Here is a 26,005-nt window from a genome sequence, read left to right on the forward strand (position 1 = left end):
CTATTAATCCTTTCCGACGTGGAGAATCGCGAGGAAGGCTTCCTGCGGCACGTCGACACGGCCGAGAGACTTCATCCGCTTCTTACCTTCTTTCTGCTTGTTCAGCAGTTTCTTCTTACGACTCACGTCACCACCGTAACACTTGGCGGTTACGTCTTTACGCAGTGCCTTGACGGTGCTGCGTGCGATGATCTGGTTGCCGATGGCCGCCTGAATGGCGATATCGAACATCTGGCGCGGGATCAGCTCGCGCATCTTCTCCACCACCTGACGACCGCGATACTGGGCGTTGTCCTTGTGGGTGATGATGGCCAGGGCATCAACCCGCTCACCGTTGATCATGATGTCCAGACGGACCATGTCGGAGGTTTCGAAACGCTTGAAGCCATAGTCCAGCGAGGCGTAACCGCGACTGGTGGATTTCAGACGGTCGAAGAAGTCGAGCACCACTTCCGCCATCGGGATTTCATAGGTCAGTGCCACCTGCTTGCCGTGGTAGACCATGTTGGTCTGTACGCCACGCTTCTCGATACAGAGGGTGATCACGTTGCCCATGTACTCCTGCGGCAGCAGGATATGACACTCGGCGATCGGCTCGCGCATCTCCTTGATGCTGGTGATGGCAGGCATCTGGGCCGGGCTGTCGATGTGGATGGTGGAGCCGTCGGTCAGCTCGATCTCGTACACTACGGTCGGCGCCGTGGTGATCAGATCCAGATCGTATTCACGCTCCAGACGCTCCTGAATGATCTCCATGTGCAGCATGCCGAGGAAGCCGCAACGGAAGCCGAAGCCCAGCGCAGTGGAGCTCTCTGGTTCGAAGAACAGGGAGGCATCGTTCAGGGAGAGCTTGTCGAGGGCGTCACGGAACGACTCGTAGTCATCGCTGGAGATGGGGAACAGACCCGCATAAACCTGCGGCTTCACCTTCTTGAAGCCGGCCAGCGCCTTGTCGGCACCGTTCTTGGCCTGAGTCAGGGTATCGCCCACCGGCGCGCCGTGGATGTCCTTGATACCGCAGACAACCCAACCTACCTCGCCGCAACCCAGACCCTGGGTATCCACCTGCTTGGGCGTGAAGATACCGATACGATCGACACCCCACACCTGACCGGTGCTCATCACCTTGATCTTGTCGTTCTTCTTCAGGGAACCGTTCTTGATCCGCACCAAAGAGACAACGCCCAGATAGGAGTCGAACCAGGAGTCGATGATCAGCGCCTGCAGCGGGGCATCCGGGTCACCTTCCGGCGCCGGGATCTTGGCGACGATCTCTTCCAGCACCAGATCAACACCCAGACCCGTCTTGGCGGAGCAGCGCACCGCATCGACCGCGTCGATACCGACGATGTCTTCGATCTCCTCGGCAACCCGCTCGGGTTCTGCGGCCGGCAGGTCAATCTTGTTCAGCACCGGCACCACTTCCAAATCCATTTCCATGGCGGTATAGCAGTTTGCCAGAGTCTGTGCCTCAACCCCCTGGCCGGCATCCACCACCAGCAGCGCCCCTTCACAGGCCGCCAAAGAGCGGGAGACCTCGTAGGAGAAATCCACGTGGCCCGGGGTGTCGATAAAGTTCAGCTGGTAGGTGTTACCGTCTTGTGCCTGGTAGTTCAGGGTCACACTCTGTGCTTTGATGGTAATGCCGCGCTCGCGCTCCAGATCCATGGAGTCAAGCACCTGAGCCTGCATCTCGCGGTCGGACAAGCCACCGCAAGTCTGGATCAGACGGTCCGACAGGGTCGATTTACCGTGGTCGATGTGCGCAATAATCGAAAAGTTACGAATGTGTTTCATCGAGCAAGAGTCACTCAAAATTAGTTAAGGTCAGTTATGGAGGCGCGATTTTACTGGATAACCCGGCTGACGGCCATTCTTTAGTCGCCAGCGCCAGTGAAATAGCGCCTGTTCAGTCAGGGGAGGATGCGGACAGGGACGACCACGCCGAGCATCTGCGGGCCGTAGCGCCCCTGATCCAGGCGGTTGGAAAAGTAACGAACCAGTAAAAAGCCCAGCACGCCTCCCAGCAGGCAGCAGAGAATGGTAATCCCCTCCCCGCCCGAGAGCAGCGGCGCCAGCCAGAGCTGCCCCAGCAAGGCGCCGGCCAACAGACAGAAAAGCGGCAGCACATAGACCAGCGCCGCCCCGCGCAGCAGACTCTCCTGCGGGATACCGAGCCTCACTTGCTGGCCAACCCGCACCTCGGCGGTCAGCCTGACTCGCAAGCGGGGAGCTTTCAGGGGAAACGCCTTGGCCACGGTGCCGGTACCGCAGTTGGATTGCTGCTGACAACCACTGCAGGCGGAGCGACGCTCACACTCCACCCAGGCATGGTCACCCTCAATGGCCACCACGGTCGCCAGCTCTTCACTCATCTCATTCACGGCAACACCTCGGGTTCACACAATCAGGGGATCTGACCACGACTCGCCACGCTCGGCAAGCGGGAAACAACCCCGCATCCCCCGTTACTGCACCGCTTCGTTGCGGGCCAGCGGCTGGACCGACTCGGCGATGCGCTTGGCGGTTTCGGCAGGCACCTCACCGACCACGGTGATCTCGACCCCCACCTCGTTGACATAGCTCACCAGCGAAGTCGCCCCCTGGCGGATCAGCTGCTGGCGCACCGCCTGCTTGGGATCGACCCGGGAGACGTAGACCGAGAGATCCACCAGCCCGTCGGAGAGCATCATATAGTCCACCGGCATACTGGTGGTCACCAGCTGGTGCCGGTCTTGCGAGAGCACCTTGAAGCCATCGGGCAACCAGGTGATCTGCCAGTTCAACTGCTGTTGCGGCGCCGGATAGGCATCCTCCAGCGCCAGCGCCGGTGGCTGCTTGCTGTTGGCCAGCTTCACCAGCCAGGGGGCCGGTTTGCTCTGCAGATCCAGCTCGACACCGAGTACCTGCTCCACCAGATTGCCTTCCCGCTCGACCATGTCGATCCGCAACAGCAAGTGGCTCTGCTCGTCAATCCAGAGCACGAAACCATATTTATCGGCCTCTTTAGGCACCAGCCTCACCACCTGTGCCACCACACCGGCGACACGGCTGCGGCCGGCCAGCACAGGATCATAGCTCTCCAGCACCTGCGCCAGCGGCATCTTAACCAACGTCGACCAGATGCCGGGGAAGCGGGCATCCTTCAGGGTGTAGGGATCGTGGCTGTTTTCAAAGAAGGTGAACTCGTTCTGACGCTGGAGATACTCGATCGCCTTGCCGTCAAGGTAACTGAGGTGGGCTACCTCCTTACCATCAATCACGGCATGGCTGATCCGGATCGGCTCAAGACGCCCCTGACGGGCCTTGACCATAGACAACTCGAAATTCTGTTGCTGCACGGCACTCTGCATCTGCTGCAACAAGGCCTCGGCCGACTTGTCGTCGGCCGAGGCCTTGGCGCTGATCAGCAGGAGAGAGGCCAGCAAAATACGGCTGTACTGGCGCACGTTTATATCCCTGACAACTCGTTATTGTTGGATCTGTCTGTCTTGCAACAGGCGCTGCTGTAACTGGTGATCTCGCAGGAAGGCGTTGATACGTTCACGCTGCTCCTGCATCTGCTGTTCGGTCATTCCCTGTTGCGGCCGAACGCGGTTACCCTCTTGCGGATAGTGGACGCTCACTGGCGCAGCACTGCCACCGATAGGTATGGTATTGAGCACAGGGTTGTTCGGTACGCCGTCCTGACCCTGGTACTGTTGCACCCCGAAAATCACGGCCGCGGCCACAGAGGCTGCGATGGCATATTGTCCCAGCTGCTGGCCGACCCGACGAAACAGGGGCACCACATTGTTGGAATCTGTCTTGATCGGTGCAACGACCGGTTGTACCACCGACGCAGTCTCAACAGGCTTGGGTGCCAGTATGGTGGGCTCATCTTCCAGTGCAGCCATGATGCTGTCACTGAGATCCAGTTGCAGATTGACCGGCAGGTCACCCCGCATGGCATCGCCGATCAGGTGGTAACGACCCCAGGTAGCTTGCAAGTCGGAGTCCATCTCCAGCTCGTTCAGTACCTCTGCGTCACTCAGGTCACCATCCATCAGGGCAGAGATTTGCTCTTTATTTGCCATAAGTTAACCCGTCTTTCCCCAGTTAATTCTCGATCAGAGGTTGCAGCTTTTTATCGATTGCTTCCCTCGCCCGGAAGATACGGGATCTGACCGTACCCACAGGGCAATCCATGATTTCGGCAATCTCTTCATAGCTCAGCCCTTCCAGTTCGCGAAGAGTGATAGCTGTCCTCAGGTCTTCCGGCAATGCCTCTATGGCTGAAAACACGGTGCGTTTGATCTCGTCAGTCAGCGCCAGGTTTTCGGGGGTTGAGACCTCTTGCAAGGCTTCACCACCGCCATAAGACTCCGCTTCGTCAGCCTCCACATCACTGCTGGGCGGCCTGCGCCCCTGGGAGGTCAGATAATTCTTCGCCGTGTTCACGGCAATTCGGTACAACCAGGTGTAAAAAGCACTCTCGCCACGGAATGTCGGCAATGCCCGGTAGGCTTTTATGAAGGCCTCTTGTGCCACATCGGGCACATCGCCGGGATTGTTGACATACCTGGCAACCAGGTTGACCACCTTTTGCTGGTATTTTTTTACCAACAGGTTGAAAGCTGCTTTATCGCCGCGCTGGACCCGTTCAACCAGTTGTTCGTCCAGTAGATTCTGGTCGCTCATCAGAGCCGTAAAACCCCCATCAGGTTATCGTTTTTCTTTTCCGGCCCTTCCTAAGCGCACAAGTTCAGACAGGGAGAATCAGAGAAAGTTCGCTTCAATTGAAAAAAATGTGATGCAGGCTGCATCCTCGCCCTCGCTTGGGCTACCATGGTGCCAGTTCTTAATCCAGGCCAATGATACTTATGAAAGCAAGTGTTGAATACCTTTGCGATGTACTGATCATTGGCAGCGGTGCCGCTGGTTTGTCCCTCGCGTTGCGATTGGCAGACCACGCCAAAGTCCTGGTTCTGAGCAAGGGGCCCATCAGTGAAGGGGCCACTTTCTATGCGCAAGGAGGCATCGCTGCCGTTTTCGACGAAACCGACAGCATCGAATCCCACGTGAGCGACACGCTCAACGCGGGCGCCGGGTTGTGTGACCCGGCAGTGGTGGAGTTCACCGCTCGCCACGCCCGCGAGTCCATCCAGTGGCTCATTCAGCAAGGGGTCCCCTTCGATCAGGAGGAGAACGCCGACGGCGAGTCTCAGTACCACCTCACCCGGGAAGGGGGCCACAGCCATCGCCGCATCTTCCACGCGGCGGATGCCACCGGCAAGGCGGTGCAGCTCACCCTGATCGATCAGGTTCGTGCCCACCCCAATATCCAGCTGATGGAGCGCTTCAACGCGGTCGACCTCATCACCACCCGCAAGCTCAACCTGCCGGGCAACAAGGTGCTTGGCGCCTACGTCTGGAACCGCAACGCCGAGCAGGTCGAAGTGATCCGCGCCCGTTTCGTGGCGCTGGCGACCGGAGGTGCCTCCAAGGTCTACCAGTACACCTCCAACCCGGATGTGAGTTCTGGCGATGGCATCGCCATGGCATGGCGGGCCGGCTGCCGGGTGGCGAACCTGGAGTTCAACCAGTTCCACCCCACCAGTCTGTTCCACCCGGACGATCCCAACTTCCTGCTGACCGAAGCGCTGCGTGGCGAAGGGGCCTATCTGCGCCGCCCGGACGGCAGCCGCTTTATGCCGGAGTTTGACGAGCGGGCCGAGCTGGCACCGCGGGATATCGTCGCCCGCGCCATCGACCACGAGATGAAGCGACTCGGCGCCGACTGCATGTATCTGGATATCAGCCACAAACCGGCCGATTTCATCATCAAGCACTTCCCGACCATTTATGAGCGCTGCCTCGCGGTCGGCATCGACATCACCAAGGAGCCGATGCCCATAGTGCCGGCCGCCCACTACACCTGTGGCGGCGTGATGATCGATAACAACGGCCAGACCGATATCCCCGGCCTCTATGCCATCGGCGAAGTGACCTACACCGGTCTGCACGGCGCCAACCGCATGGCCTCCAACTCCCTGCTGGAATGTGTGGTCTATGCCCATCAGGCGGGGGCCGACATTCTGGCCAAGCTGCCGATGAGTGTGGAGCCGCCGCGCCTGCCGGTGTGGGACGAGAGCAAGGTGGAAGACTCCGACGAACTGGTGGTGATCCAGCACAACTGGCACGAGCTGCGGTTGATGATGTGGGACTACGTGGGGATAGTGCGTACCAACAAGCGCCTGGCCCGCGCCAAACGCCGCATCGACCTGCTCAAGCAGGAGGTGCAGGAGTACTACGCCAACTTCCGTGTCTCCAACAACCTGCTGGAGCTGCGCAACCTGCTGCAGGTGGCCGAGCTTATCGTCAACTGCGCCCTGCAGCGCAAGGAGTCCCGCGGCCTGCACTACAACCTGGATTATCCGGATATGCTGCCGGACTCCAAACCGACCGTGCTGACCCCGGAGCGGGATTAATCCCCCGTCCCGTAAAGCTTTGCAGCAATCAGTGACCCCGCCATGGCGGGGTCACTTGTTTTCAGCCGCTTTTCAGCCACAAAAAGAGTGTCGCCAGCCACATGGCAACAGCTTATCGCGATAACTCAGCGCATGGTTATCAGGGAAGCAGGTGTCAGCGCCGAGACGGCAGAAAGTGGATGGCTCGCGCCAGCAGGCGGTAATGTTCGGGGGGAAGGGCATCGGAGAAGAGCCACAGTTGCCGTGGCGACACGGCTCCACTCTCTTGCGGATCGGGACAAAGCACCAGCCTGAGCACGCCGGGCAGAATGCGGCTTTTCTTGTCGAGCTGATAGCGGCAACCTTGCCACTGCAACCACTGACCATCCCAAACAAGCTCGAACGGGGGCTCGGCGAGCGCCCGCCAGCTCAACCAGAGCGCCGCCAGCCAGACGGGCAGCCACAGTGCCCACTGCCAACCGGCAATCAGGCCAGCCACCGGCCAGAGCAGCAACAAAAAGAGGGCCACCAGCAAACATTGCTGATGGCGGGAGGGGTGAACCGTCATGATCACCCGCTCCACGGTATTACCCCTGGCGGTCGTGGCGCGCCTGATTGCGCTCCAGGATCATCGGGATCATGGCGGCAAATGCGGGATCGGCAGGGACACCATGACCCATGCACCATTTGAACAGATCCGGATCGTCGCTCGCCAGCAGGCGGATAAAGGTCTGCTGATCGGCTTCGCTCAGGGAGTCGAACTCGTGTTCGAAAAAGGGCATAAAAACAACATCCAGCTCGAGCATGCCACGGCGGCAGGCCCACTTCAGGCGGGATTTTTCAACTGGGCTCAACATGGAACTCTCCTTACAAAGACCCGAGGATGGTACCAGCTGGATTTTCCGGCTGACAAACATTAGTTACGTCTTTACCATGCAGGTCACATACTTTCTCTCTGGAATACCATCGTGAGCCTGCAACCCCCTGTTTTTCCTGCCGAGCCGACCCGCTTCGCCCTGACCAAGATAGCCATCACCCGACTGAGTGGTCAGGATCGCGTCAAATATCTGCAAGGTCAGGTCACCTGCGACGTCAACGCCCTGCAACCGGGGCAGAGCACGCTGGGTGGTCACTGTGATCCCAAGGGCAAGCTGTGGAGCGATTTTCGCCTGCTCTGCCTTGAAGAAAGCCTGCTGCTGCTGACTACCCCTTCGGTGCTGGATCGCCAGCTGCCGGAGCTGAAAAAATTTGCCGTCTTCTCCAAGGTGGAGATTGCTGCCGACGAACGCCACGCCACCGGTCTGGCAGGCAAGGGCACAGATGCGTGGCTCGCCGCGCAGTTTGGTCTGGAGCAGAGCGGCCTTATCGCTGACGGCATGGCGGTGAAGATCGAACAGGATCGCTGGCTGCTGGTAAGCAGTGAGCAAGCCGACGCGCTGCCGGCGGGTGACGAATCCCTCTGGTGGGGGCTCGAGATCAAGGCCGGCCTGCCGCACATGGAGGCGGTGCATCAGGGGGAGTTCATCCCGCAGATGCTCAACCTGCAGGCGCTCGATGGCATCTGCTTCAACAAGGGCTGCTACATGGGGCAGGAGACGGTGGCTCGCGCCAAATATCGCGGCGCCAACAACCGCGCCCTGTTCCTGCTGGCGGGCACTGCCAGTGAGCCGGTCAATGCGGGCGATACCCTGGAGATCCAGCTCGGTGACAACTGGCGTCGCAGCGGCATGGTGCTCAACGCTTGGCAACATCAGGGTCAGGTGTGGCTCACCGCCGTACTGCCGAAAGACACCGAGGCTGACGCCCGTTTTCGCCTCAAGCAGGAGGAGAGCTCCCAGCTCACCCTGCAACCCCTCCCCTACGAACTGACCGAGTAAGGTCGGCTAGCGAGGCCCCCGCGCCAGCAGGGCCTCCTTCAGCCAGCGCCCCGCCTGCCCCAGCGGGCGGGCGCGATGCCACTGCAGCTCCAGCGCCAACGCATGGCTGGCGATAAAATCGGGCTCCAGCACCACCACTTCGCCCCGCTTCAGCGGTTGATGCAGCAGAAATTCCGGAATCGCGGACCAGCCAAGACCCCGCTTGACCAGCTCCAGCACCCCGAGATCCCCCTCGACCCACCACACCTGAGCCGAGATGCGAAAACGCTGGCGCTCGCTCCCTTCCCGTCGGCCGGTGACCATCAGCTGGCGTGCCCCCTGCAGATCGACCTCCCGCAGCGGCTGCTTGCGGGCCAGCGGATGATCCGGTGACACCACCAGCGGCATGGTCACCTCCCCCAGCGAATGGGCGACAATCTCTCTCTGGGGGTGCACCTTCTGATAACTGATGCCGAGCTGGGCCCGGCCGGTCACCAGCATCTCGGTCACATCCTCCATCAGCGGGAAGAGCAGCTCCAGCTCCACGGTCGGGTAACGAGTGGCGAACTCCTCCAGCAGGGTGCCGAGCCAGGGGAGGTGGGAGTCATCATCGATGGCCAGAGTGAGCCGCGTCTCCACCCCGGCCGCCAGCTCCCCGGCAATAGATTGCAATCGTTCACTCTGCGCCAGCAGGATCCCCGCCTCCTGCACCATGCGGGCCCCCGCCTCCGTCAGCTGCGGATAGCGGCCGCTGCGGTCAAACAGGGTGAGCGCCAGATCGATCTCCAGATTGGCGATAGCGCTGCTCACTACCGACTGCGCCTTGCCCAGCTTGCGGGCGGCAGCGGAAAACGAGCCGGTTTCGGCGGCCGCCAGCAAGATCCTCAGTTGTTCCAGTGATGGCGTCATCTTATGGCCCTCCGGCAAGCTCTCTCATCCATCTATTTTAGCGATGGATACCAACATGAATCTATCGCTAAAGATCTATAGATTAACCAGCAATCCGTGAATAAATCTGATTGAGAGAGTGACTTATGCGTACCCGTAACGATCGCCTGCGCCATGCCATTGGCTTTGAATTCATTGGCCTGCTGATTGCCGCCCCGCTGGCCAGCTGGGTTACCGGGGTCGGGCTCAACCATATGGGCCCGCTGGCACTGTTCTTCTCGGTGCTGGCCACGGTCTGGAACTACATCTACAACATCGGGGTCGACAAGCTGCTGCTCAAATATCAGGGCCATACCCACAAAACCCTGTGGCAACGGGTGCTGCATACCTTCGGCTTTGAGGGCGGTCTGCTGATCGTCGCGCTGCCGGTCATGTCCTGGTGGCTGAGCGTCAGCCTGCTGGAGGCGCTGGTGCTGGATCTGGGCTTCGTCGTCTTCTATCTGATCTATGCCTTCGTCTACAACTGGGGTTATGACAAGGTGTTCCCCATCCCCGGCGAAGTGCCGCACGGCATGCCACAAGAGGCGCGCTAAGGCACGAATCAGTTGGATTGAAACCGAGAAGTGAAGGTCAACGAGGGAAGGCAACAGAAGAAACGACACGGCCCCACCATGGCAGACATGATGGGGCCGCAACAGGGATCAGCGCTGGCAGGCCGGCTGATTCAGAGGTAAGGATTCAGGCCTGCCCGTCGCTCAAGCCTGGGCTTTGAGCTCTTCGCCGCTCTCGTCGGCAGCGGCAGCCTCTTCAGGCTGTGCCTGAGCGGCCTGCAGCGCTTCTAGCTCGCTCTGATAATCGCTCAGGATCTGCTGGGCAACCGCCATATCTCCCTTGTGTTTGCGCTCGAACAGATGGTGCTGCACCACGCCGTTGAGATACTCCACCGTGATGGGCTGCTCCAGGGTGGCCATCAGCTCCTCTTTCTCCAGCTCGGCATTGATTTCATCGGCGGTCGTGCGCAGCAGCCCGGCCAATTGAACCAACATGCGGCGCTCACCTTCGCGCAGCAGGCTCAACATGCGGTTTCTCTGCTGCTCATTCTGTTGGGTCATACATTTCCTTACGTCAATTGGGAACAAGCCCGCTCATTCTGCCCTGTCCCCATGACAGCGTCTATCTCATGCCCCCCACAAATTTTTGGCGCTGGCTCACAAATGGCTACAGATGCTATTTGAAGTGGCTCTGGGGTATAGTAGCCGCTGATTTTCAGGCGCTTTTTTCACCCTCATCCGCAAACAGGGATGAGACGGCAAGGGCGCCTGCCCGGTTTACCCCAACGAGGTGAAGATCCGCTTTATGACCGACGCCATTGTGGTGCTCTGCACCTGCCCAGATCAAACCAGTGCCGACCTTCTCTGCGAACAGCTGCTGAACCAGCGACTGGCCGCCTGCATCAATCAACTGCCGGGCGTCACCTCCGTCTATCGTTGGCAAGGCAAGGTGGAGCGCGCCACCGAGATCCAGCTCATCATCAAATCCCGCCAGCCACTCTTTGCCGAGTTGCAGGCATGTATTCAAGCCCATCACCCCTATGAGGTGCCCGAGCTGCTGGCCCTGCCGGTAAGTGCCGGACTACCCGCCTATCTCGACTGGCTCAATGGGGAGACCGCATGACGTTCAACCGCTTGCTCTCTCCCCTGTTGCTGCTCTGTGCCCTGTTGACGACAGCGGCGGGCAGCGCCCCTGCCCACGCCAGCGGCGCCGATCTGCTCAGCTCGCTGGGCATTGAGGCCAATGCCAAACCCAAATTTTTGCAGGTCGATGAGGCCTTTCAGATCGAGAGCGAACAGCGTGGCGATCAGCTGCTGCTGACCCTCCATATCGCCGACGATTACTACCTCTATCGCCACAGCCTGCGCTTCAAGGGGAACAACCTCACCTTCAGCGAGCCGACCCTGCCGGAAGGCACAGAGCACGAGGATGACTTCTTCGGCAAGACCCGGGTCTACTACCAGCAGGTGAGCATCGCGGTGCCGCTAAAGGAGGTGGGGGAAAATGCCACCCTGCGGGTGCGCTATCAGGGCTGTACCGACGGCCTCTGCTATCCACCGACCGACAAACTGATCGATGTGGCTCCGCTGGTCACGGCAACCACCGCATCCGCTGCTGAAACGGCACAAAGCGTCGCACCGGTTAGCCAGCAGGATCAGCTGGCCTCCGCCCTCGGCCATCAGGGATTCTGGCTCAGCATCGTCGCCTTCTTCGCGCTGGGGCTGGGGCTCGCCTTCACCCCCTGCGTCTTCCCCATGTATCCCATTCTGACCGGCATCATCGCCGGTGCCGGCCATCGCCTTTCCACCAGTCGCGCCTTCCTGCTCTCCTTTGTCTATGTGCAGGGGATGGCGGTCACCTACACCTTGCTGGGGCTGGTAGTGGCCTCGGCAGGGCTGAAATTCCAGGCGGCGCTGCAACATCCCTATGTGCTGATCGCCCTCTCGGTGATGTTCGTGCTGCTGGCCCTCTCCATGTTCGGCCTCTACACCCTGCAACTGCCGAGCAGTTTGCAAACCCGGCTCTCCGGTCTCTCCAACCGCCAGCAGGGCGGCTCTGTAGTCGGGGTCGCCATCATGGGGATGATCTCCGGGCTGGTCTGCTCCCCCTGCACCACGGCGCCGCTCTCGGGGGCGCTGATCTACGTGGCCCAGAGCGGCGATCTCTGGCTCGGCGGGGCGGCGCTCTATGCGCTGTCACTGGGGATGGGTCTGCCGCTGCTGCTGCTCGGCACCTCGGGTGGCAAGCTGCTGCCAAAAGCGGGCGCCTGGATGGATGTGATCAAGCAGCTGTTTGGCTTTGCCCTGCTGGCAGTGCCGATCCTGCTGCTGTCACGGCTCTGGAGCGATCAGATTGCTACTCTCGCTTGGCTCGGCTGGGGGCTGCTGCTGTGCGGCTATCTCTATCACCACAACCAGCACCAGCCCCACTCGGTGGCCAGAAGTGTGCGCGGCTTCGTGCTGTTGCTGGCGATGATCAGCGCCGTGGTGGTGGGCAAGGATCTGCTGCAACCGGCCGGTCCTGCTGCCGCCACGGCGGATGCCAGTCAAACGGCGCCGCAGTTTATCCGCGTCAAGACGCTGGATGATCTCAAGGTGCAGCTGGCCGCCGCCCGCGGCAAGCCGGTGCTGCTCGACCTCTACGCCGACTGGTGCGTCGCCTGCAAGGAGTTCGAGCACAAGACCTTCAGCGACCCGGCGGTGAGGGTGCGCTTCGGCCAGATGGTGCTGCTGCAGGCGGATGTCACCGCCAACGACGATGCCGATGTGGAGCTGCTCAACAGTCTCAATGTGCTGGGGCTGCCGACCCTGATCTTCTTCGACCGCGAGGGCAAGGAGCTGACAGGGCAGCGGGTCACCGGTTTTATGGGGCCTATCCCCTTTGCCAAACATCTCGAGATGGTAAGTGATGCACACTGAGTTGCGTCGGCTGCAGACAAGCGATGCACCTGCCTTGCAGCGGCTGTTCGAGCAGGCCCCCTCCTATCAGGCGGCGGTGAGCAATGACCCTCTCTCTGCACAGGCAGGAGAAGAGGAACTTGTCGCCTGCCCACCCGGCCTGCCTCTCTCCGACAAACATCTCATCGGCCGCTGGGAGCAGGGAGAGCTCACCGCTGTCATTGATCTGCTGCGCGGCTACCCCAATCCAGACACCGCCTATCTGGGTCTGTTACTGGTGGGGGAACCCTGGCAAGGGAGTGGCCGTGGTCAGTCGCTCTATCTTCACGCCTGCACGCTGGCAAGCTCATGGGGGGCTACCCGGCTTCGCCTGTCAGTGATTGCCAGCAATGAGAGTGCTCTATCCTTCTGGCTGCGCAGAGGCTTCACCGAGTGCTATCGCCGCGAGCTTGCTGATTATCGGGCCGAGGCCATCGTGCTGGAACGTTCACTGGAACCGTGAGCCGAGGTTTGCCGCCGCGCATTCGCGTGGCACAATCGCCCCTCTCGTTTTGCACTTGTCCGGAGTTTTGATGAAAAAGTGGTTCATCCCCCTGCTAGCCCTCTGGCTTTATGGCTGCAGTGCAGGGCCCGGTGAAGAGGATATCCGCCAGCAGGTCACCGCCAAGCTACTGGCCGAGACAGACGCCAACCTGTTCGATATCAGCGACTTCACCATCCTCGGCAAGGAGGAGCGGATGGAGGGGGTCTATCTGGTCAAGGTGAGTTACCAGCTCCACTTCAAGCAGGGGCTCGATCAGTTGCAGGTGTTGCACGACGAGGACCTGGTCTACGACCGGGTTGGCCCCTTCCAGCAGGAGATGGGGCTGATGGAACTCGAGCGCAAATATGGCGAGTTCGAGGCCGGCCAGGTGCTGCCGCAAGAGGCAGAGGTGTGGATGATGAAGGACGAACAGGGGTGGCGGCTGGCGGAACCGGCCCAATAAAGGGCTGCCCGCCCCTTACGCACTGCAACGACTGGACTGCCGTTGCCAACCACCTCAGACTTGGGTATCGACCCGATACCCTTTTCGCTCGTCGGGGTCGCTCGGCAACTTGCTGGCCAACCCTGACAGCACCTCCTTGAGGGTGACCCCGCTCTCTGCCGCACCACTGCTCTCCAGCAGCTTGGTCAGCTGGCTCTGCAAGGGGTTCACCGCTTCGCTTTCGGCCCCTTGCTCGCTCTCTTTTTCCTGTCCGCCCTGCTGATCCAGCATCTCCAGCAGGCGCTCCAGATCCCGCTTGAGCGGGTTTTCGCTGCTGTCGGCGATGGCGAGTTTACGCTGTTCCTGCTCTTGCCGCTGTTGTTGCTGCAATGCCAACTGTTGCTCCTGCTGCTGTTGCAGGGAGCCCATCATGGTGTTGATGAACGCTTCCAGCGAATCCCTGATTGAAACAGTGCCCCCGCCGCGGCTCTCCCCTTGCGGTGACAGCCCCAATTCGTCCAGCACAGCGCCAAGGTCGCGCACCATACGGCTGTCACTGCCCGTTGATGGTGAGGTCACAGCCCGCTCCAGTGCCTGCACGGCGGGAGAACCCTGCCGTTGCGCCAGCGGGCTGAGCCCGCCTGACGCGACCACATTTATCTCCATCTTGGCCCTCCTCTCCCCGTCCTCGGCCCTTTCTCGGCAAATATTCCGGCAATCTGACAACCCCTTGCCCCTTGGCAGATAACCGCTCTCACACCTAAAAGATAGCGCCAACCGGACGAGATTGGCGCGAATGCATCTTTTGGTCTATCGGGCGGAACGATAGTGCTAACCCGCTATAAACAAGGGCTGGCAAGGGGGCTTAGTTCAGCCATCACTGCACAGGCTGACAATCGGAGTCAGAAGATATCCTTCATCCGGTGCCACAACATTCCCAGTGCCAGCAGCGGAGAGCGCAGCGCCGGGCCACCCGGGAAAGTGATGTGAGGCACGCTGGCAAAGAGATCGAAACCCCGGCTCTCGCCGCGGATCGCCTCGGCTACCAGCTTGCCCGCCATATGGGTGGCGTTGAGGCCATGCCCCGAGTAGGCCTGGGCATAGAGCACGTTGGGGTGAGCCTTCAAGCGGCCAATCTGCGGCAGCCGGTTGGCGCCAATCCCGATCATCCCGCCCCACTGAAACTCGATGGCGGTGCCAGCCAGCTCGGGGAATACCCGCAGCAGCTTGGGCAACATAAAGGCCTTGATATCCTTCGGGTCTCGCCCCGAATAGTTGCAGGCGCCGCCAAACAGCAGACGACCATCGGCGGAGAGACGGTAGTAGTCGAGCGCCACGTTCTGATCGCACACCGCCATGTTTTGCGGCAGCAGGCGCTGGCGCAAGCGGCGATCGAGCACCTCGGTGGCGAGGATATAGGAGCCGGCCGGCAGCACCCGCCCCCCCAGCTCCGGATTGAGGTCGTTGAGATAGGCGTTGCAGCCGATCACCAGATAATCGGCAGTGACCCGGCCGTGGGCGGTGGTCACCTCCACCTGCTTGCCGTACTCGATATGGGTCACTCTGGAGTGTTCAAACAGGGAGACCCCGAGGCTGGCGGCGGCACGTGCCTCGCCGAGCGCCAGATTGAGGGGATGGAGATGGCCGGAGCCCATGTCGATGAGGCCGCCGATATAGCGATCCGACCCCACCACGCTATGGATATCTTCACGCGGCACCAGCTTCAACTCGTGCTCATACCCCAGACTCGCCAGATGGTCGAGCTCCTCTTCGAAGCCGGCCAGATGACGCTGACGGGTCGCGAGGTCGCAGTAGCCCCAGGTAAGATCGCAGTCGATATTGAAGCGTTCGACCCGCTCGCGCACCAGCTGCACCGCCTCCAGCCCCATCAGGTCGAGTTCGCGCACCCCATCCTCACCAATCCAGCGGGCAAACTGGCTGGTATCGTGGCCGATACCGCGAATAAGCTGACCGCCGTTGCGCCCCGACGCCCCCCAGCCGATGCGGTTGGCCTCCAGCAGCACCACCTTGTAGCCCGCATCAGCCAGATTGATGGCGGTGTTGAGGCCAGTAAAACCGCCGCCGATAATGCAGACGTCAGCCTTGTGCTCCCCCTCCAGCTCGGGCCACTGTTGCGGGTCGTTACGGGTGGCCGCGTAGTAGGAGGCGACGTGCTCCTGATATCCGTTGTGCTTTCCTGCCTGCATACTCAGCATCCTGCCTTGGTTGCAAATTGTTTAATAAAATAAGCAAAGTTGTTTCGATAATACCCAGTTCCTCCTCCACTCACCAACCTGTGCGGATCACAGAAATGCAAAAGGCGCCCCGAAGGGCGCCTTTTCATGCAATCAAGGTGCTGTAACGAATTACAGTACGTCGATGGCGTTCAGGTCGGAGAATGCTTTCTCCAGACGAGCGATCATGGAAGTCTGACCTTCACGCAGCCATACGCGCGGATCGTAGTACTTCTTGTTCGGCTTGTCGGCGCCTTCCGGGTTGCCCAGCTGGCCTTGCAGGTAAGCTTCGTTCTTCTTGTAGAAGTTCAGCAGACCTTCCCAAGTTGCCCACTGGGTGTCGGTGTCGATGTTCATCTTCACTACGCCGTAGGAGATGGACTCGCGGATCTCTTCCAGAGTGGAACCTGAACCACCGTGGAATACGAAGTCCAGAGACTTGGCTGGAACGCCGAACTTCTCGGAAACGTACTTCTGGGAAGCGTCCAGAATGGACGGGGTCAGTTTGACGTTACCCGGCTTGTATACACCGTGTACGTTGCCGAAGGAGGCTGCGATGGTGAAACGCGGGCTGATCTTGGACAGACGCTCGTAAGCGTAGGCAACATCTTCCGGCTGGGTGTACAGAGCGGACTGATCCATGTGGCTGTTGTCGACGCCGTCTTCTTCGCCACCGGTGCAACCCAGTTCCAGCTCCAGAGTCATGTTCATCTTGGCCATGCGGGTCAGGTACTCGCAGCAGATGTCGATGTTCTCTTCCAGAGACTCTTCGGACAGATCCAGCATGTGGGAGGAGAACAGCGGCTTGCCGGTTTCAGCAAAGTGCTTCTCGCCCGCTTCCAGCAGACCGTCGATCCACGGCAGCAGCTTCTTGGCAGCGTGGTCGGTGTGCAGGATTACCGGCACGCCGTAAGCTTCGGCAACAGCGTGAACGTGCTTGGCACCAGAGATGGCACCCAGGATGGCAGCTTTCTGACCTTCCAGCTTCAGACCCTTACCGGCGGTGAACACGGCACCACCGTTGGAGAACTGAACGATAACCGGCGCTTTAACCTTGGCGGCAGCTTCCAGTACGGCGTTAACGGAGTCGGTACCAACGCAGTTTACGGCCGGCAGAGCAAAGCCGTTCTCTTTAGCGATGGCGAACACTTTCTGAACGTCATCACCAGTGATCACGCCGGGTTTTACGAAGTCGAAAATTTTCTTAGACATGTTTAATCGTCCTGTCTCGTATGCCGTTAATAAAAAATGGGGGGTTCATCATGAACCGGCACAGCGGGCACATGATAAACGAAACGGGAGGCTTTTGCCCCCCGTTCCGGGTCAATTAGGCTTTAGCGCGCTGTTCCAGAATCGCAACAGCCGGCAGTACCTTGCCTTCTACGAACTCCAGGAAGGCGCCGCCGCCAGTGGAGATGTAGGAGACTTTGTCAGCGATGCCGAACTTGTCGATGGCAGCCAGGGTGTCACCACCGCCAGCGATGGAGAAGGCCGGAGAAGCAGCGATGGCTTCAGCGATAACCTTGGTGCCTTCAGCGAACTGGTCGAACTCGAACACACCAACCGGGCCGTTCCACAGGATGGTCTTGGCGTTCATGATGATGTCAGCCAGAGCCTTGGCAGAATCCGGGCCGATGTCGAAGATCATGTCGCCGTCGGTCACATCGTTAACAGACTTGATGGTGGCCGGAGTGGACTCGGAGAACTCGGCACCTACAACCACGTCGGTGGTCACAGGAATGTTGGTCTCGGCAGCCAGTTTCTTGGCGGTGTCGATCAGATCGTGCTCGCACAGGGACTTGCCGACGTTGTGACCGGCAGCAGCGATGAAGGTGTTGGCGATGCCACCACCGACAACCAGCTGGTCAGCGATTTTGGAGAGGGATTCCAGAACGGTCAGCTTGGTGGAGACCTTGGAGCCGCCAACGATGGCAACCATCGGGCGCTCGGGCTTCAGCATGGCTTTGCCCAGCGCTTCCAGTTCACCCGCCAGCAGCGGACCGGCACAGGCGACCGGAGCGAACTGAGCCACACCGTAAGTGGAGCCTTCGGCGCGGTGAGCAGTACCGAACGCGTCCATTACAAAGACGTCACACAGGGCGGCGTATTTTTTGGCCAGCTCTTCGGTGTTCTTCTTCTCGCCTTTGTTGAAACGGCAGTTTTCCAGTACAACCAGCTCACCGGCAGCGACTTCTACGCCATCCAGGTAATCCTTGGCCAGGCGAACCGGGCAGGACAGAGCGTCTTTCAGATAGTTGACAACCGGAGCCAGGGAGAATTCTTCGTTGTATTCACCCTCGGTCGGACGACCCAGGTGGGAGGTGATCATCAGCTTGGCACCCTTTTCCAGAGCCAGCTTGATGGTCGGCAGAGTCGCAACGATACGTGCATCGGAGGTGACCTTGCCGTCTTTTACCGGTACGTTCAGGTCAGCACGGATCAGAACGCGTTTACCCGCCAGATCCAGGTCAGTCATCTTGATAACAGACATATTCAGTCCTCTATATTTTCCAGGTAATGTTAAAAACAGTAACCTTTCGCCCGGGGCAGGCTCAGCCTGCGGCCATCATGGCCCGGGTGGTATCCAGCATCCGGTTCGCGAAGCCCCATTCGTTATCGCACCACATCAACATCTTGACGAGGTTGGCATCGCTCACCCGGGTCTGGGTACCATCAATGATGCAGGAGTGTGCATCATGATTGAAGTCTACGGAGACCAGCGGTTCTTCCGTGTAATCCAGAATACCGTGTAATGTACCTCTGGATGCCCGTTGCAGGGCTTGATTTACGTCAGTAACTGTCACTTTTTTACGAACAGTAATACTGAGATCCATCGCTGTTACATTGATGGTCGGCACCCGCACCGCGATCGCCTCGAACTTGCCGGCGAAGTGGGGCAGGATACGCTCCAGCCCCTTTGCCAGCTTGGTGTCCACCGGAATGATGGACTGACTGGCAGCGCGGGTTCGGCGCAAGTCACTGTGGTAGGCATCGATGACTTGCTGATCATGCATGGCCGAATGAATTGTCGTAATAGTACCACAATTTATCTCAAATTCTCGATGCAATGTTTCAATCACCGGCACCACGCAGTTGGTGGTACAGGAGGCGTTGGAGACGATCCGCTCCGCTCCGGTGAGGGTATGATGGTTGACCCCGTAGACCACGGTGGCATCCACATCCGCATCCGCCGGGTGGGAGAAAAGCACCTTGCCCGCCCCCGCCGCCAGATGCAGCTCGGCATCGGCCCGCGAGCCGAATACCCCGGTGCAATCGAGCACCACATCCACCCCCAGCGCCCGCCACGGCAGCTTTGACGGATCCCGCTCGGCAAACAGAGAGATGAGATCCTCCCCCACCAGCATGCTGTTACCCGCCAGTTGCACCGGATGGTGGAAGCGACCGTGACTGGTATCGTAACGGGTCAGGTGCACCATGGCCTCGGGGGCCGCCAGCTCGTTGATGGCGACGATCTTGATGGTCTTGTCGCGCCCGCTTTCATAGAGGGCTCGCAACACGTTGCGACCGATCCGCCCGTAACCATTGATGGCAATCTTGATCATCGAGAATCCGTTTCCTTGAACCAGCAACAGGGCGGCGCACCGGCCGCCCGGGAGCCCCGGCTACGACAGCAGGGCCTCCTTGAATTCACCGCGGGCCAGCAGTGCGGCCCCGAATACCCCGGCACTGTCACCAAGGGCAGGAGCAATAATGGGGGTTGCGAAGCGGGGATTAAAGAGGAAGGGCAAAATTGTCTGTCGTCCGGCGCTGTAAAGGCTCTGCACATTGCCCACTCCACCACCGATGACGATCACATCCGGGTCGAGAATGTTGACCACATTGGCCAGCGCCTGACCAAACAGCAGGTGCAGCCGGTCGATGGTGAGCTTGGCGATGTGATCGTGGGCGGTGGCAGCCGCGATTTGGGCAAGCGAGAGGTGGCGCTTGGCCTTGGCTTCGTACCAAGCCTCCAGCGCTGGACCGCTGATCAGGGTCTCGACGCAGCCACGCTTGCCGCAGTAGCACTCGGGGCCATCAGGGGAAAGCACGTTATGGCCCCACTCACCGGCGATGCCGTGATGGCCGTTGAGGATCTGGCCGTTGATGACGATGCCGGAGCCGACCCCGGTGCCCATGATGATGCCGAACACCACTTTCGCATTGGGATGGTGCTGGCGCACCGCCCCCAGATGGGTTTCTGCCAGCGCGAAGCAGTTGGCGTCGTTGGCAATCAGTACCGGCACGCCGAGCCGGCGCTCCAGATCTTCCTTGAACGGCTTGCCATTGAGCTCGGTGGTGTTGCAGTTCTTCATCAGACCGGTCTGCGGATCCCGCGCCCCCGGCGTGCCCATGCCGATGACGATCGGGCGCTGGCCAATCTTCTCGGCGCACTCAGCTACCAGCTTGGCGATCTGGCCGATCATATGCTCATAACCGCCCGCCCGTTCGGTGGGGATGCGGTGGCGCAGCAGCACCTCGTCGCCATCCAGCACCACGCATTCACACTTGGTACCGCCAAGATCGATACCCCAATCCAGTGACTTGCTGCTCATCTTGCCTCCTGCACTGACGCCACGCGCTCGTCGTCGCAGCGCCATTTTTTAATGTAAAACGGGGCCTTGCGGCCCCGGATATCAAACAAACTCTTCTTCTCTCGCCCCGGCCTTAGCGGCCGTGGTACTGGGCAGAGAGCTCGTGTACCGCGTTGACGAACACGCCAGCGTGTTCCGGGTTCACATCCTGATGGATGCCGTGGCCGAGGTTGAATACGTGACCATTGCCGTGGCCGAAACCGGCCAGAATGGAGGCCACCTCTTCACAGATGCGAGCCGGCGTGGCGTAGAGCATGGAGGGATCCATGTTGCCCTGCAGCGCCACCTTGTCGCCGACCCGACGCTTGGCGTCGGCGATGTCGGTGGTCCAGTCCAGACCCAGCGCATCGCAACCGGTGGCGGCGATCTGCTCCAACCACTGACCGCCGTTCTTGGTGAACAGGGTGACCGGCACGCGGCGACCGTCGTGCTCGCGGATCAGGCCATCGACAATCTTGTGCATGTACTGCAGGGAGAAGTCGCGGTAATCGCGCGGGGTGAGCACGCCGCCCCAGGTGTCGAACACCATGACCGCCTGCGCACCCGCCTTGATCTGGGCGTTGAGGTAAGCAATCACGCTGTCGGCCAGCTTGTCGAGCAGCAGGTGCAGGGTTTGCGGCTCTGCGTACATCATCTGCTTGATCTTGGTAAATGCCTTGGAGCTGCCCCCCTCCACCATGTAGGTGGCCAGGGTCCAGGGGCTGCCGGAGAAGCCGATGAGCGGCACTTCGCCCTTGAGCTCACGGCGGATGGTGCGCACCGCGTTCATCACGTAGCCCAGCTCATCTTCCGGATCCGGAATGGGCAGCGCCTGCACGTCGACCATGGTGGTGATCGGACGCTCGAAGCGCGGGCCTTCCCCCTGCTCGAAGTAGAGCCCCAGCCCCATGGCATCGGGCACGGTGAGGATGTCGGAGAAGAGGATGGCGGCATCGAGCGGGTAGCGGCGCAGCGGCTGCAGGGTGACTTCACAGGCCAGCTCGGCGTTGCGGCACAGGGACATGAAATCCCCCGCCTTGGCGCGAGTCGCCTTGTATTCCGGCAGATAACGGCCAGCCTGGCGCATCATCCATACCGGCGTCATGTCTACATCCTGACGCAGCAAAGCGCGCAGGTATCGATCGTTCTTCAGCTCTTTCATCCCAGTTCCCGAGTTCGTATCACGCATAAAATGGCGGCCATAATACCACTTTGCCCACCGGATCGGACTGCCCAAAACGTGGCAAATGGGTGATCGGTTGCAAAGATGTGAAGGGGCGCAAACCAGAGCGCCCCGTTTTTAAAAAGAAGTGCAAAAAGGTTGGCGAAAAGATAAGCGCCGTTACCCCTCGCCAGCCAGTGACAACTCGATCAGCCGCCTGGCAATGGTGCCGTGGGGCGGCAAGCGCGGCAGCCAGTCGGCGGCAAAGAAAGCGGCGGCCACCAGTTCGTCATCTTGCACCTTGATCTCGCCGCTCTCGTAGTCGGCGGTAAAGCCCATCATCAGGCTGTGGGGGAAGGGCCAGGGCTGGCTCGCCACATAGCGCACATTGCGCACCCGGATGCCGCTCTCCTCGAACACCTCCCGTGCCACGCACTGCTCAAGGTTCTCTCCCGCCTCCACAAAGCCGGCCAGCACGGTATACATGGGATCGTCCGCCTGATAGTGACGGCGATGGGCCGCCAGCAGGATCTCCGGCCCCTTGCGCACCGCCACGATAATGCAGGGGGAGATGCGCGGATAGGCCGTATGGCCGTGGTGGCACACCTGCGCCCACTCCCCCGCCTTCGGGGTCATGGGGGCGCCGCACTCGCCGCAGAAACGGTGGGTGCGGCGGAAGGTGGCGAGCTGCCAGGCGCGACCGGCGAGACGAAAGCCCTCTTCGTCACCCGCCACCATCAGCTGGCGCAGCGGGCTCATGGCGCTCGTGTCGGCCTCAGCCCCCAGATCCAGCAGATAGCAGGGCAGCCCCTGCCACTCGTCGAAACGCTCGAAATGGGCGTCAGCCAGCGCTGCGGGCAGGCACGCTTTACTGCCCTGTGGCACCTCTCCCTGCTGATCGAGCAGTACCAGATGATCGCCCCCCAGCACGAACCAGCGGGCTTGTTCGGTTAATGACATCAGATAAACACTCTCGTTAAAACAGAACCCTGACCACGGCTGGCCGAGCAAGGGGCAAACGCCGCGCGAATGGCTCCCATCTTACGACCAGCACGGGTCGCTGACGACCCCGCCGTGGCCGATTGTCCCATTCGTAAAAAACGGATGGTGCAAATAAAGAGGCCGCCCGAAGGCGGCCCGCTGTTATCCGGCATCCAGTATCCGGCCTCTATCGACGCGGATCAGGCATCACCCATCGCCAGCAGGGAGGCGTTGCCGCCCACCGCAGTGGTGTTGATGGTGCGGGTCTTCTCGGTGACAAACCGCCCGAGATAGTGGGGGCCACCCGCCTTGGGGCCGGTGCCGGAGAGCCCCTGGCCGCCGAACGGCTGCACCCCGACCATGGCGCCGATCTGGTTGCGGTTGATGTAGACGTTGCCGACGTTGATGCGGCTCGCCAGCTCCTCGGCGTGGGATTCGTTGCGGCTGTGGATCCCCAGCGTCAGGCCGTAGCCGGTGCCGTTGATGTCGCTGATCACCTTGTCCAGATCCCGGGTGGCGTAGCGCACCACGTGCAGGATGGGACCGAACTGCTCCTTCACCAGCTCGCGGATGGAGCCGATCTCCAGTGCGGTCGGCTGAACGAAGTGTCCCTCCATGGTCGCGGCCGGCATCGGCGCCTGCGCGATCAGGCGAGCACGAGGGATCATGTAGGCGAGGTGGGCATCGAGACCGGATTTGGCATCGGCATCGATCACCGGGCCTACGTCGGTGTTGTGCTCGGCCGGGTTGCCCACTTTCAGCTCCTGCATGGCGCCGGTGAGGATCTCCAGCACCCGCTCTGCAATCTCCTCCTGCAGGTAGAGCACCCGCAGGGCGGAGCAGCGCTGGCCGGCGCTCTGGAAGGCGGCGCTCACCACGTCGCGCACAACCTGCTCCGGCAGGGCGGTGGAGTCGACGATCATGGCGTTCTGGCCGCCGGTCTCGGCGATGAGCGGCAGGATGGCGCCATCGCGCTGGGCCAGGGTCATGTTGATGAGCTTGGCGGTCTCGGTGGAGCCGGTGAAGCAGACGCCGCCGATGCGGGCATCCGCCGTCAGCTTGGCACCGACGGTGGCACCGTCACCCGGCAACAGTTGCAGCACGTCGCCCGGAATGCCGGCCTGATGGGCCAGGGTCACCGCCAGGTGGGCGATGAGACCGGTCTGCTCGGCCGGCTTGGCGATGACGGTGTTGCCGGTAGCCAGCGCCGCGGCGACTTGTCCCAGGAAAATCGCCAGCGGGAAGTTCCACGGGCTGATGCAGACGAACACGCCGCGCCCCTGCAGGAACAGCTCGTTCATCTCGCCGGTGTAACCGGGCAGCAGGGTCGCCTGCCCCATCAGGCTACGAGCCTGCACCGCGTAGTAGCGGCAGAAGTCCACCGCCTCGCGCACCTCGTCGATGCCGTCCTGCAACAGCTTGCCCGCCTCGCGGGTACAGAGGGAGATGAACTGCTCGCGGTTCGCTTCCAGCAGATCCGCCAGTTTCTCAAGGGCGGCGGCACGCTCGCTCACCGGGGTCTCGCGCCAGCGCGGGAAGGCGGCATGGGCCGAGGCCAGCGCCTGCTCCACCGCCTGCTCGTCAGCCCAGTGGATCTTGCCCACTAGCTGGCTCACATCCTGCGGGCTCAGCACCACGCGGGCTTCGTTGCGCTTGAGGGTCTCGCCATCGACGATGGGGCCTGCCAGCCACTGCTTGCTCTCCAGCTCCTTCAGCTTGGCGAAGAAGGGGCGCTGGATGGAGACGATGTTCATGTTGACGCCGCTGGAGTTCTTGCGGTCGCTGAACAGGTTCACCGGCTGCGGAATGCGATCGTTTGCCAGGCTGGAATAGCGCTTGAGGGTGCGCAGCGGGTGCTCGGCCAAAGAGTCGACCGGGGTATTGGGATCCACCAGCTTGTGGACGAAGGAGGTGTTGGCCCCGTTCTCCAGCAGGCGGCGCACCAGATAGGGCAGCAGATCCTTGTGGGCTCCCACCGGCGCATAGATGCGACAGTGCAGGCCGGGATGTTCGTTCAGTACGGCGTTGTGCAGCTCCTCCCCCATGCCGTGCAGACGCTGGAATTCAAACTGGCGATCGCCAGCCATCTCCAGAATGCTGACCACGGTATTGGCGTTGTGGGTGGCAAACTGGGGCGAGATGAAGCCGCGGGTCGGCTCGCTCAGCAGGTAGCGGGCGCAGGCAAGGTAGGAGATGTCGGTGCCCGCCTTGCGGGTAAACAGCGGGTAGCCGGGCAGGCCTGCCTGCTGGGCATATTTGAGCTCGCTGTCCCAGTAGGCGCCTTTTACCAAGCGAACCGGAATGAGATCGCCCTGCTCGCGGGCCAGCCCGGTCAGCCAGCAGAGCACCGGCAGGGCGCGCTTGGAGTAGGCCTGCACCACCATACCGAGCTTGCCCCAGCCGCGGTTCGCCTCGGAGCGATAGAGCTGCTCGAACAAGTCCAGCGACAACTCGAGGCGGTCCATCTCTTCGGCGTCGATGCTGATGGCCACGTCCTTGTCGCGGGCGAGGCGCACCAGCCCCACCAGCCGCTCGCACATCTCGCCGAGCACCCGCTCGCGGTTGGCTACGTCATAGCGCGGATGCAGCGCCGACAGCTTGATGGAGATGGAAGGGGCCGGGCCGCCGTCGCTGATGCGCTCGTTGCCCACCGCCTCGATGGCGCGCTGGTAGTCACCGAAATACTTGTCGGCATCGGCCAGGGTCAGGGCGGACTCCCCCAGCATGTCGTAGGTGTGGGTGTAACCCTTCTCGCGGGACTTGCGGCTCGCCTTGAGGGCTTCCTTCATGTCGCGCCCCAGCACGAACTGCTTGCCCATGATCTTCATGGCGGCGTACATGGCGGAGCGCACCACCGGCTCCCCCAGCTTGTTGACCATGCGGCCCAGCAGGTTGGCCGGGTTGCCGTCCAGCTTCTTGTCCAGCTTGATGATCTTGCCGGTCAGCATCAGCCCCCAGGTGGAGGCGTTCACCAGGGTGGAATCGCTCTTGCGAAAATGGGACGACCAGTTGGCGCCGGAGAGCTTGTCCTTGATCAGGGCATCGGCAGTCTCGGCATCGGGAATGCGCAGCAGCGCCTCCGCCAGGCACATCAGGATGATCCCCTCCTGGGTATCCAGGCTGTACTCCTGCAAGAAGGCGTCGATGCCGTCGCCGGAGCCGCTCTCCTTGCGCACCTTGGTCACCAGGGTGCGGGCACGCTGGGTCACCCGTTCCAGCGAGGCGCCGTCCCCCGGCAGCATGGCCGACAGCTCGGCCAGATAGGCATTTTCATCCACCACGTAGTTCTGTGTGATGGCTTCGCGCAGGGCGGCCAGATCGGAGGGAACATAGTCAGCGGCAAGCACTTGGGTAGCTTTGAACATATGGGGTCTTCCTGTACGCCCTAGGGCTGATATCGACGAAGGCGGACGCGCCGCCGAAACGCCGATAATGTATACAATGTTGCAC

The 26,005-nt window shown here is 61.0% G+C and carries 25 protein-coding genes; 7 read left to right on the forward strand and 18 right to left on the reverse strand.

Annotated elements, in window-relative coordinates; genetic code table 11:
• Window positions 1-3 precede the first annotated feature (3 nt).
• From lepA to rpoE, 5 genes are all read right to left on the reverse strand, one after another.
• The gene (gene lepA, locus G5315_RS19290) at window positions 4-1,797 is read right to left on the reverse strand and encodes a translation elongation factor 4 (protein WP_005335396.1); all 1,794 of its coding nucleotides are present in this window, start codon (window positions 1,795-1,797) and stop codon (window positions 4-6) included.
• Window positions 1,798-1,913: 116 nt separating this feature from the next.
• Window positions 1,914-2,375: a SoxR reducing system RseC family protein gene (locus G5315_RS19295; RefSeq protein WP_040068038.1), complete on the reverse strand. Its 462-nt coding sequence runs from the start codon at window positions 2,373-2,375 to the stop codon at window positions 1,914-1,916.
• 93 nt (window positions 2,376-2,468) lie between these two features.
• A complete protein-coding gene (locus tag G5315_RS19300) occupies window positions 2,469-3,449 on the reverse strand; it encodes a MucB/RseB C-terminal domain-containing protein (protein ID WP_421333757.1) in 981 nt (326 codons plus the stop codon).
• A 21-nt stretch (window positions 3,450-3,470) separates the two neighbouring features.
• Complete coding sequence (locus G5315_RS19305) at window positions 3,471-4,076, reverse strand: sigma-E factor negative regulatory protein (RefSeq protein ID WP_005340931.1); 606 nt, start codon at window positions 4,074-4,076, stop codon at window positions 3,471-3,473.
• 22 nt (window positions 4,077-4,098) lie between these two features.
• On the reverse strand, window positions 4,099-4,680 hold the full coding sequence (gene rpoE / locus G5315_RS19310; RefSeq protein ID WP_042062096.1) for an RNA polymerase sigma factor RpoE: 582 nt from the start codon (window positions 4,678-4,680) through the stop codon (window positions 4,099-4,101).
• A gap of 182 nt (window positions 4,681-4,862) precedes the next feature.
• On the opposite strand from rpoE, the gene nadB reads away from it, so the two are divergent.
• Window positions 4,863-6,470 carry an L-aspartate oxidase gene (nadB, locus tag G5315_RS19315; protein WP_005354382.1) on the forward strand — a complete coding sequence of 536 codons (1,608 nt, stop codon included), beginning with the start codon at window positions 4,863-4,865 and terminating at the stop codon, window positions 6,468-6,470.
• A gap of 154 nt (window positions 6,471-6,624) precedes the next feature.
• On the opposite strand, the gene G5315_RS19320 is transcribed toward nadB, so the two are convergent.
• Window positions 6,625-7,017 carry a protein YgfX gene (locus G5315_RS19320; protein ID WP_421333759.1) on the reverse strand — a complete coding sequence of 131 codons (393 nt, stop codon included), beginning with the start codon at window positions 7,015-7,017 and terminating at the stop codon, window positions 6,625-6,627.
• A 19-nt stretch (window positions 7,018-7,036) separates the two neighbouring features.
• Window positions 7,037-7,306, reverse strand: coding sequence for a succinate dehydrogenase assembly factor 2 (locus G5315_RS19325; protein WP_421333761.1), 270 nt, complete (start codon window positions 7,304-7,306; stop codon window positions 7,037-7,039).
• A 111-nt stretch (window positions 7,307-7,417) separates the two neighbouring features.
• Between G5315_RS19325 and ygfZ the strand changes: the two genes are divergently transcribed.
• The gene (ygfZ, locus tag G5315_RS19330) at window positions 7,418-8,326 is read left to right on the forward strand and encodes a tRNA-modifying protein YgfZ (protein ID WP_421333763.1); all 909 of its coding nucleotides are present in this window, start codon (window positions 7,418-7,420) and stop codon (window positions 8,324-8,326) included.
• A gap of 6 nt (window positions 8,327-8,332) precedes the next feature.
• Here the strand turns inward: ygfZ and G5315_RS19335 are convergent, their stop codons facing one another.
• The gene (locus G5315_RS19335) at window positions 8,333-9,214 is read right to left on the reverse strand and encodes a LysR family transcriptional regulator (protein ID WP_421333764.1); all 882 of its coding nucleotides are present in this window, start codon (window positions 9,212-9,214) and stop codon (window positions 8,333-8,335) included.
• Between the two features lie 125 nt (window positions 9,215-9,339).
• Here G5315_RS19335 and G5315_RS19340 point away from each other — a divergent pair, with 125 nt between their 5' ends.
• Entirely contained in the window at window positions 9,340-9,786 is a 447-nt protein-coding gene (locus tag G5315_RS19340; RefSeq protein WP_216961077.1) for a PACE efflux transporter, read from the forward strand.
• Between the two features lie 162 nt (window positions 9,787-9,948).
• Here the strand turns inward: G5315_RS19340 and G5315_RS19345 are convergent, their stop codons facing one another.
• Complete coding sequence (locus G5315_RS19345) at window positions 9,949-10,305, reverse strand: hypothetical protein (protein ID WP_005362699.1); 357 nt, start codon at window positions 10,303-10,305, stop codon at window positions 9,949-9,951.
• A gap of 244 nt (window positions 10,306-10,549) precedes the next feature.
• Here G5315_RS19345 and cutA point away from each other — a divergent pair, with 244 nt between their 5' ends.
• From cutA to G5315_RS19365, 4 genes are all read left to right on the forward strand, one after another.
• Window positions 10,550-10,867, forward strand: coding sequence for a divalent-cation tolerance protein CutA (gene cutA / locus G5315_RS19350; RefSeq protein ID WP_193861441.1), 318 nt, complete (start codon window positions 10,550-10,552; stop codon window positions 10,865-10,867).
• Window positions 10,864-12,663, forward strand: coding sequence for a protein-disulfide reductase DsbD (locus G5315_RS19355; RefSeq protein ID WP_421255830.1), 1,800 nt, complete (start codon window positions 10,864-10,866; stop codon window positions 12,661-12,663). The genes cutA and G5315_RS19355 overlap by 4 nt, the downstream gene beginning before the upstream one ends.
• The gene (locus tag G5315_RS19360) at window positions 12,653-13,144 is read left to right on the forward strand and encodes a GNAT family N-acetyltransferase (protein WP_139477557.1); all 492 of its coding nucleotides are present in this window, start codon (window positions 12,653-12,655) and stop codon (window positions 13,142-13,144) included. Before G5315_RS19355 ends, G5315_RS19360 begins: the two co-directional genes overlap by 11 nt.
• A 70-nt stretch (window positions 13,145-13,214) precedes the next feature.
• On the forward strand, window positions 13,215-13,628 hold the full coding sequence (locus G5315_RS19365; RefSeq protein ID WP_042080037.1) for a hypothetical protein: 414 nt from the start codon (window positions 13,215-13,217) through the stop codon (window positions 13,626-13,628).
• A 54-nt stretch (window positions 13,629-13,682) separates the two neighbouring features.
• Here G5315_RS19365 and G5315_RS19370 read toward each other — a convergent pair whose 3' ends face one another.
• From G5315_RS19370 to putA, 9 genes are all read right to left on the reverse strand, one after another.
• Window positions 13,683-14,273, reverse strand: coding sequence for a hypothetical protein (locus G5315_RS19370; RefSeq protein ID WP_421333767.1), 591 nt, complete (start codon window positions 14,271-14,273; stop codon window positions 13,683-13,685).
• Window positions 14,274-14,509: 236 nt separating this feature from the next.
• Window positions 14,510-15,814 (reverse strand): NAD(P)/FAD-dependent oxidoreductase, encoded by a 1,305-nt coding sequence (locus G5315_RS19375; protein ID WP_421333769.1) that lies wholly within the window; start codon window positions 15,812-15,814, stop codon window positions 14,510-14,512.
• 159 nt (window positions 15,815-15,973) lie between these two features.
• Window positions 15,974-17,053 (reverse strand): class II fructose-bisphosphate aldolase, encoded by a 1,080-nt coding sequence (gene fbaA / locus G5315_RS19380; protein ID WP_005340963.1) that lies wholly within the window; start codon window positions 17,051-17,053, stop codon window positions 15,974-15,976.
• Window positions 17,054-17,168: 115 nt separating this feature from the next.
• Window positions 17,169-18,332 (reverse strand): phosphoglycerate kinase, encoded by a 1,164-nt coding sequence (locus G5315_RS19385; protein ID WP_005340965.1) that lies wholly within the window; start codon window positions 18,330-18,332, stop codon window positions 17,169-17,171.
• 61 nt (window positions 18,333-18,393) lie between these two features.
• Window positions 18,394-19,404 carry an erythrose-4-phosphate dehydrogenase gene (gene epd / locus G5315_RS19390; protein ID WP_005335438.1) on the reverse strand — a complete coding sequence of 337 codons (1,011 nt, stop codon included), beginning with the start codon at window positions 19,402-19,404 and terminating at the stop codon, window positions 18,394-18,396.
• A gap of 60 nt (window positions 19,405-19,464) precedes the next feature.
• Window positions 19,465-20,394, reverse strand: a complete 930-nt coding sequence (locus G5315_RS19395) for an ROK family protein (protein ID WP_421333771.1) — start codon at window positions 20,392-20,394, stop codon at window positions 19,465-19,467.
• 112 nt (window positions 20,395-20,506) lie between these two features.
• Entirely contained in the window at window positions 20,507-21,574 is a 1,068-nt protein-coding gene (gene hemE, locus G5315_RS19400) for a uroporphyrinogen decarboxylase (RefSeq protein ID WP_421333773.1), read from the reverse strand.
• A gap of 180 nt (window positions 21,575-21,754) precedes the next feature.
• Window positions 21,755-22,534, reverse strand: coding sequence for an NAD(+) diphosphatase (nudC, locus tag G5315_RS19405; RefSeq protein WP_421333774.1), 780 nt, complete (start codon window positions 22,532-22,534; stop codon window positions 21,755-21,757).
• A gap of 221 nt (window positions 22,535-22,755) precedes the next feature.
• Window positions 22,756-25,920, reverse strand: coding sequence for a bifunctional proline dehydrogenase/L-glutamate gamma-semialdehyde dehydrogenase PutA (putA, locus tag G5315_RS19410; RefSeq protein ID WP_421333776.1), 3,165 nt, complete (start codon window positions 25,918-25,920; stop codon window positions 22,756-22,758).
• Window positions 25,921-26,005: the final 85 nt, after the last annotated feature.

Origin of the sequence: Aeromonas sp. 603607 (genome assembly GCF_049171595.1) — a bacterium.
Classification (GTDB): domain Bacteria; phylum Pseudomonadota; class Gammaproteobacteria; order Enterobacterales; family Aeromonadaceae; genus Aeromonas; species Aeromonas veronii.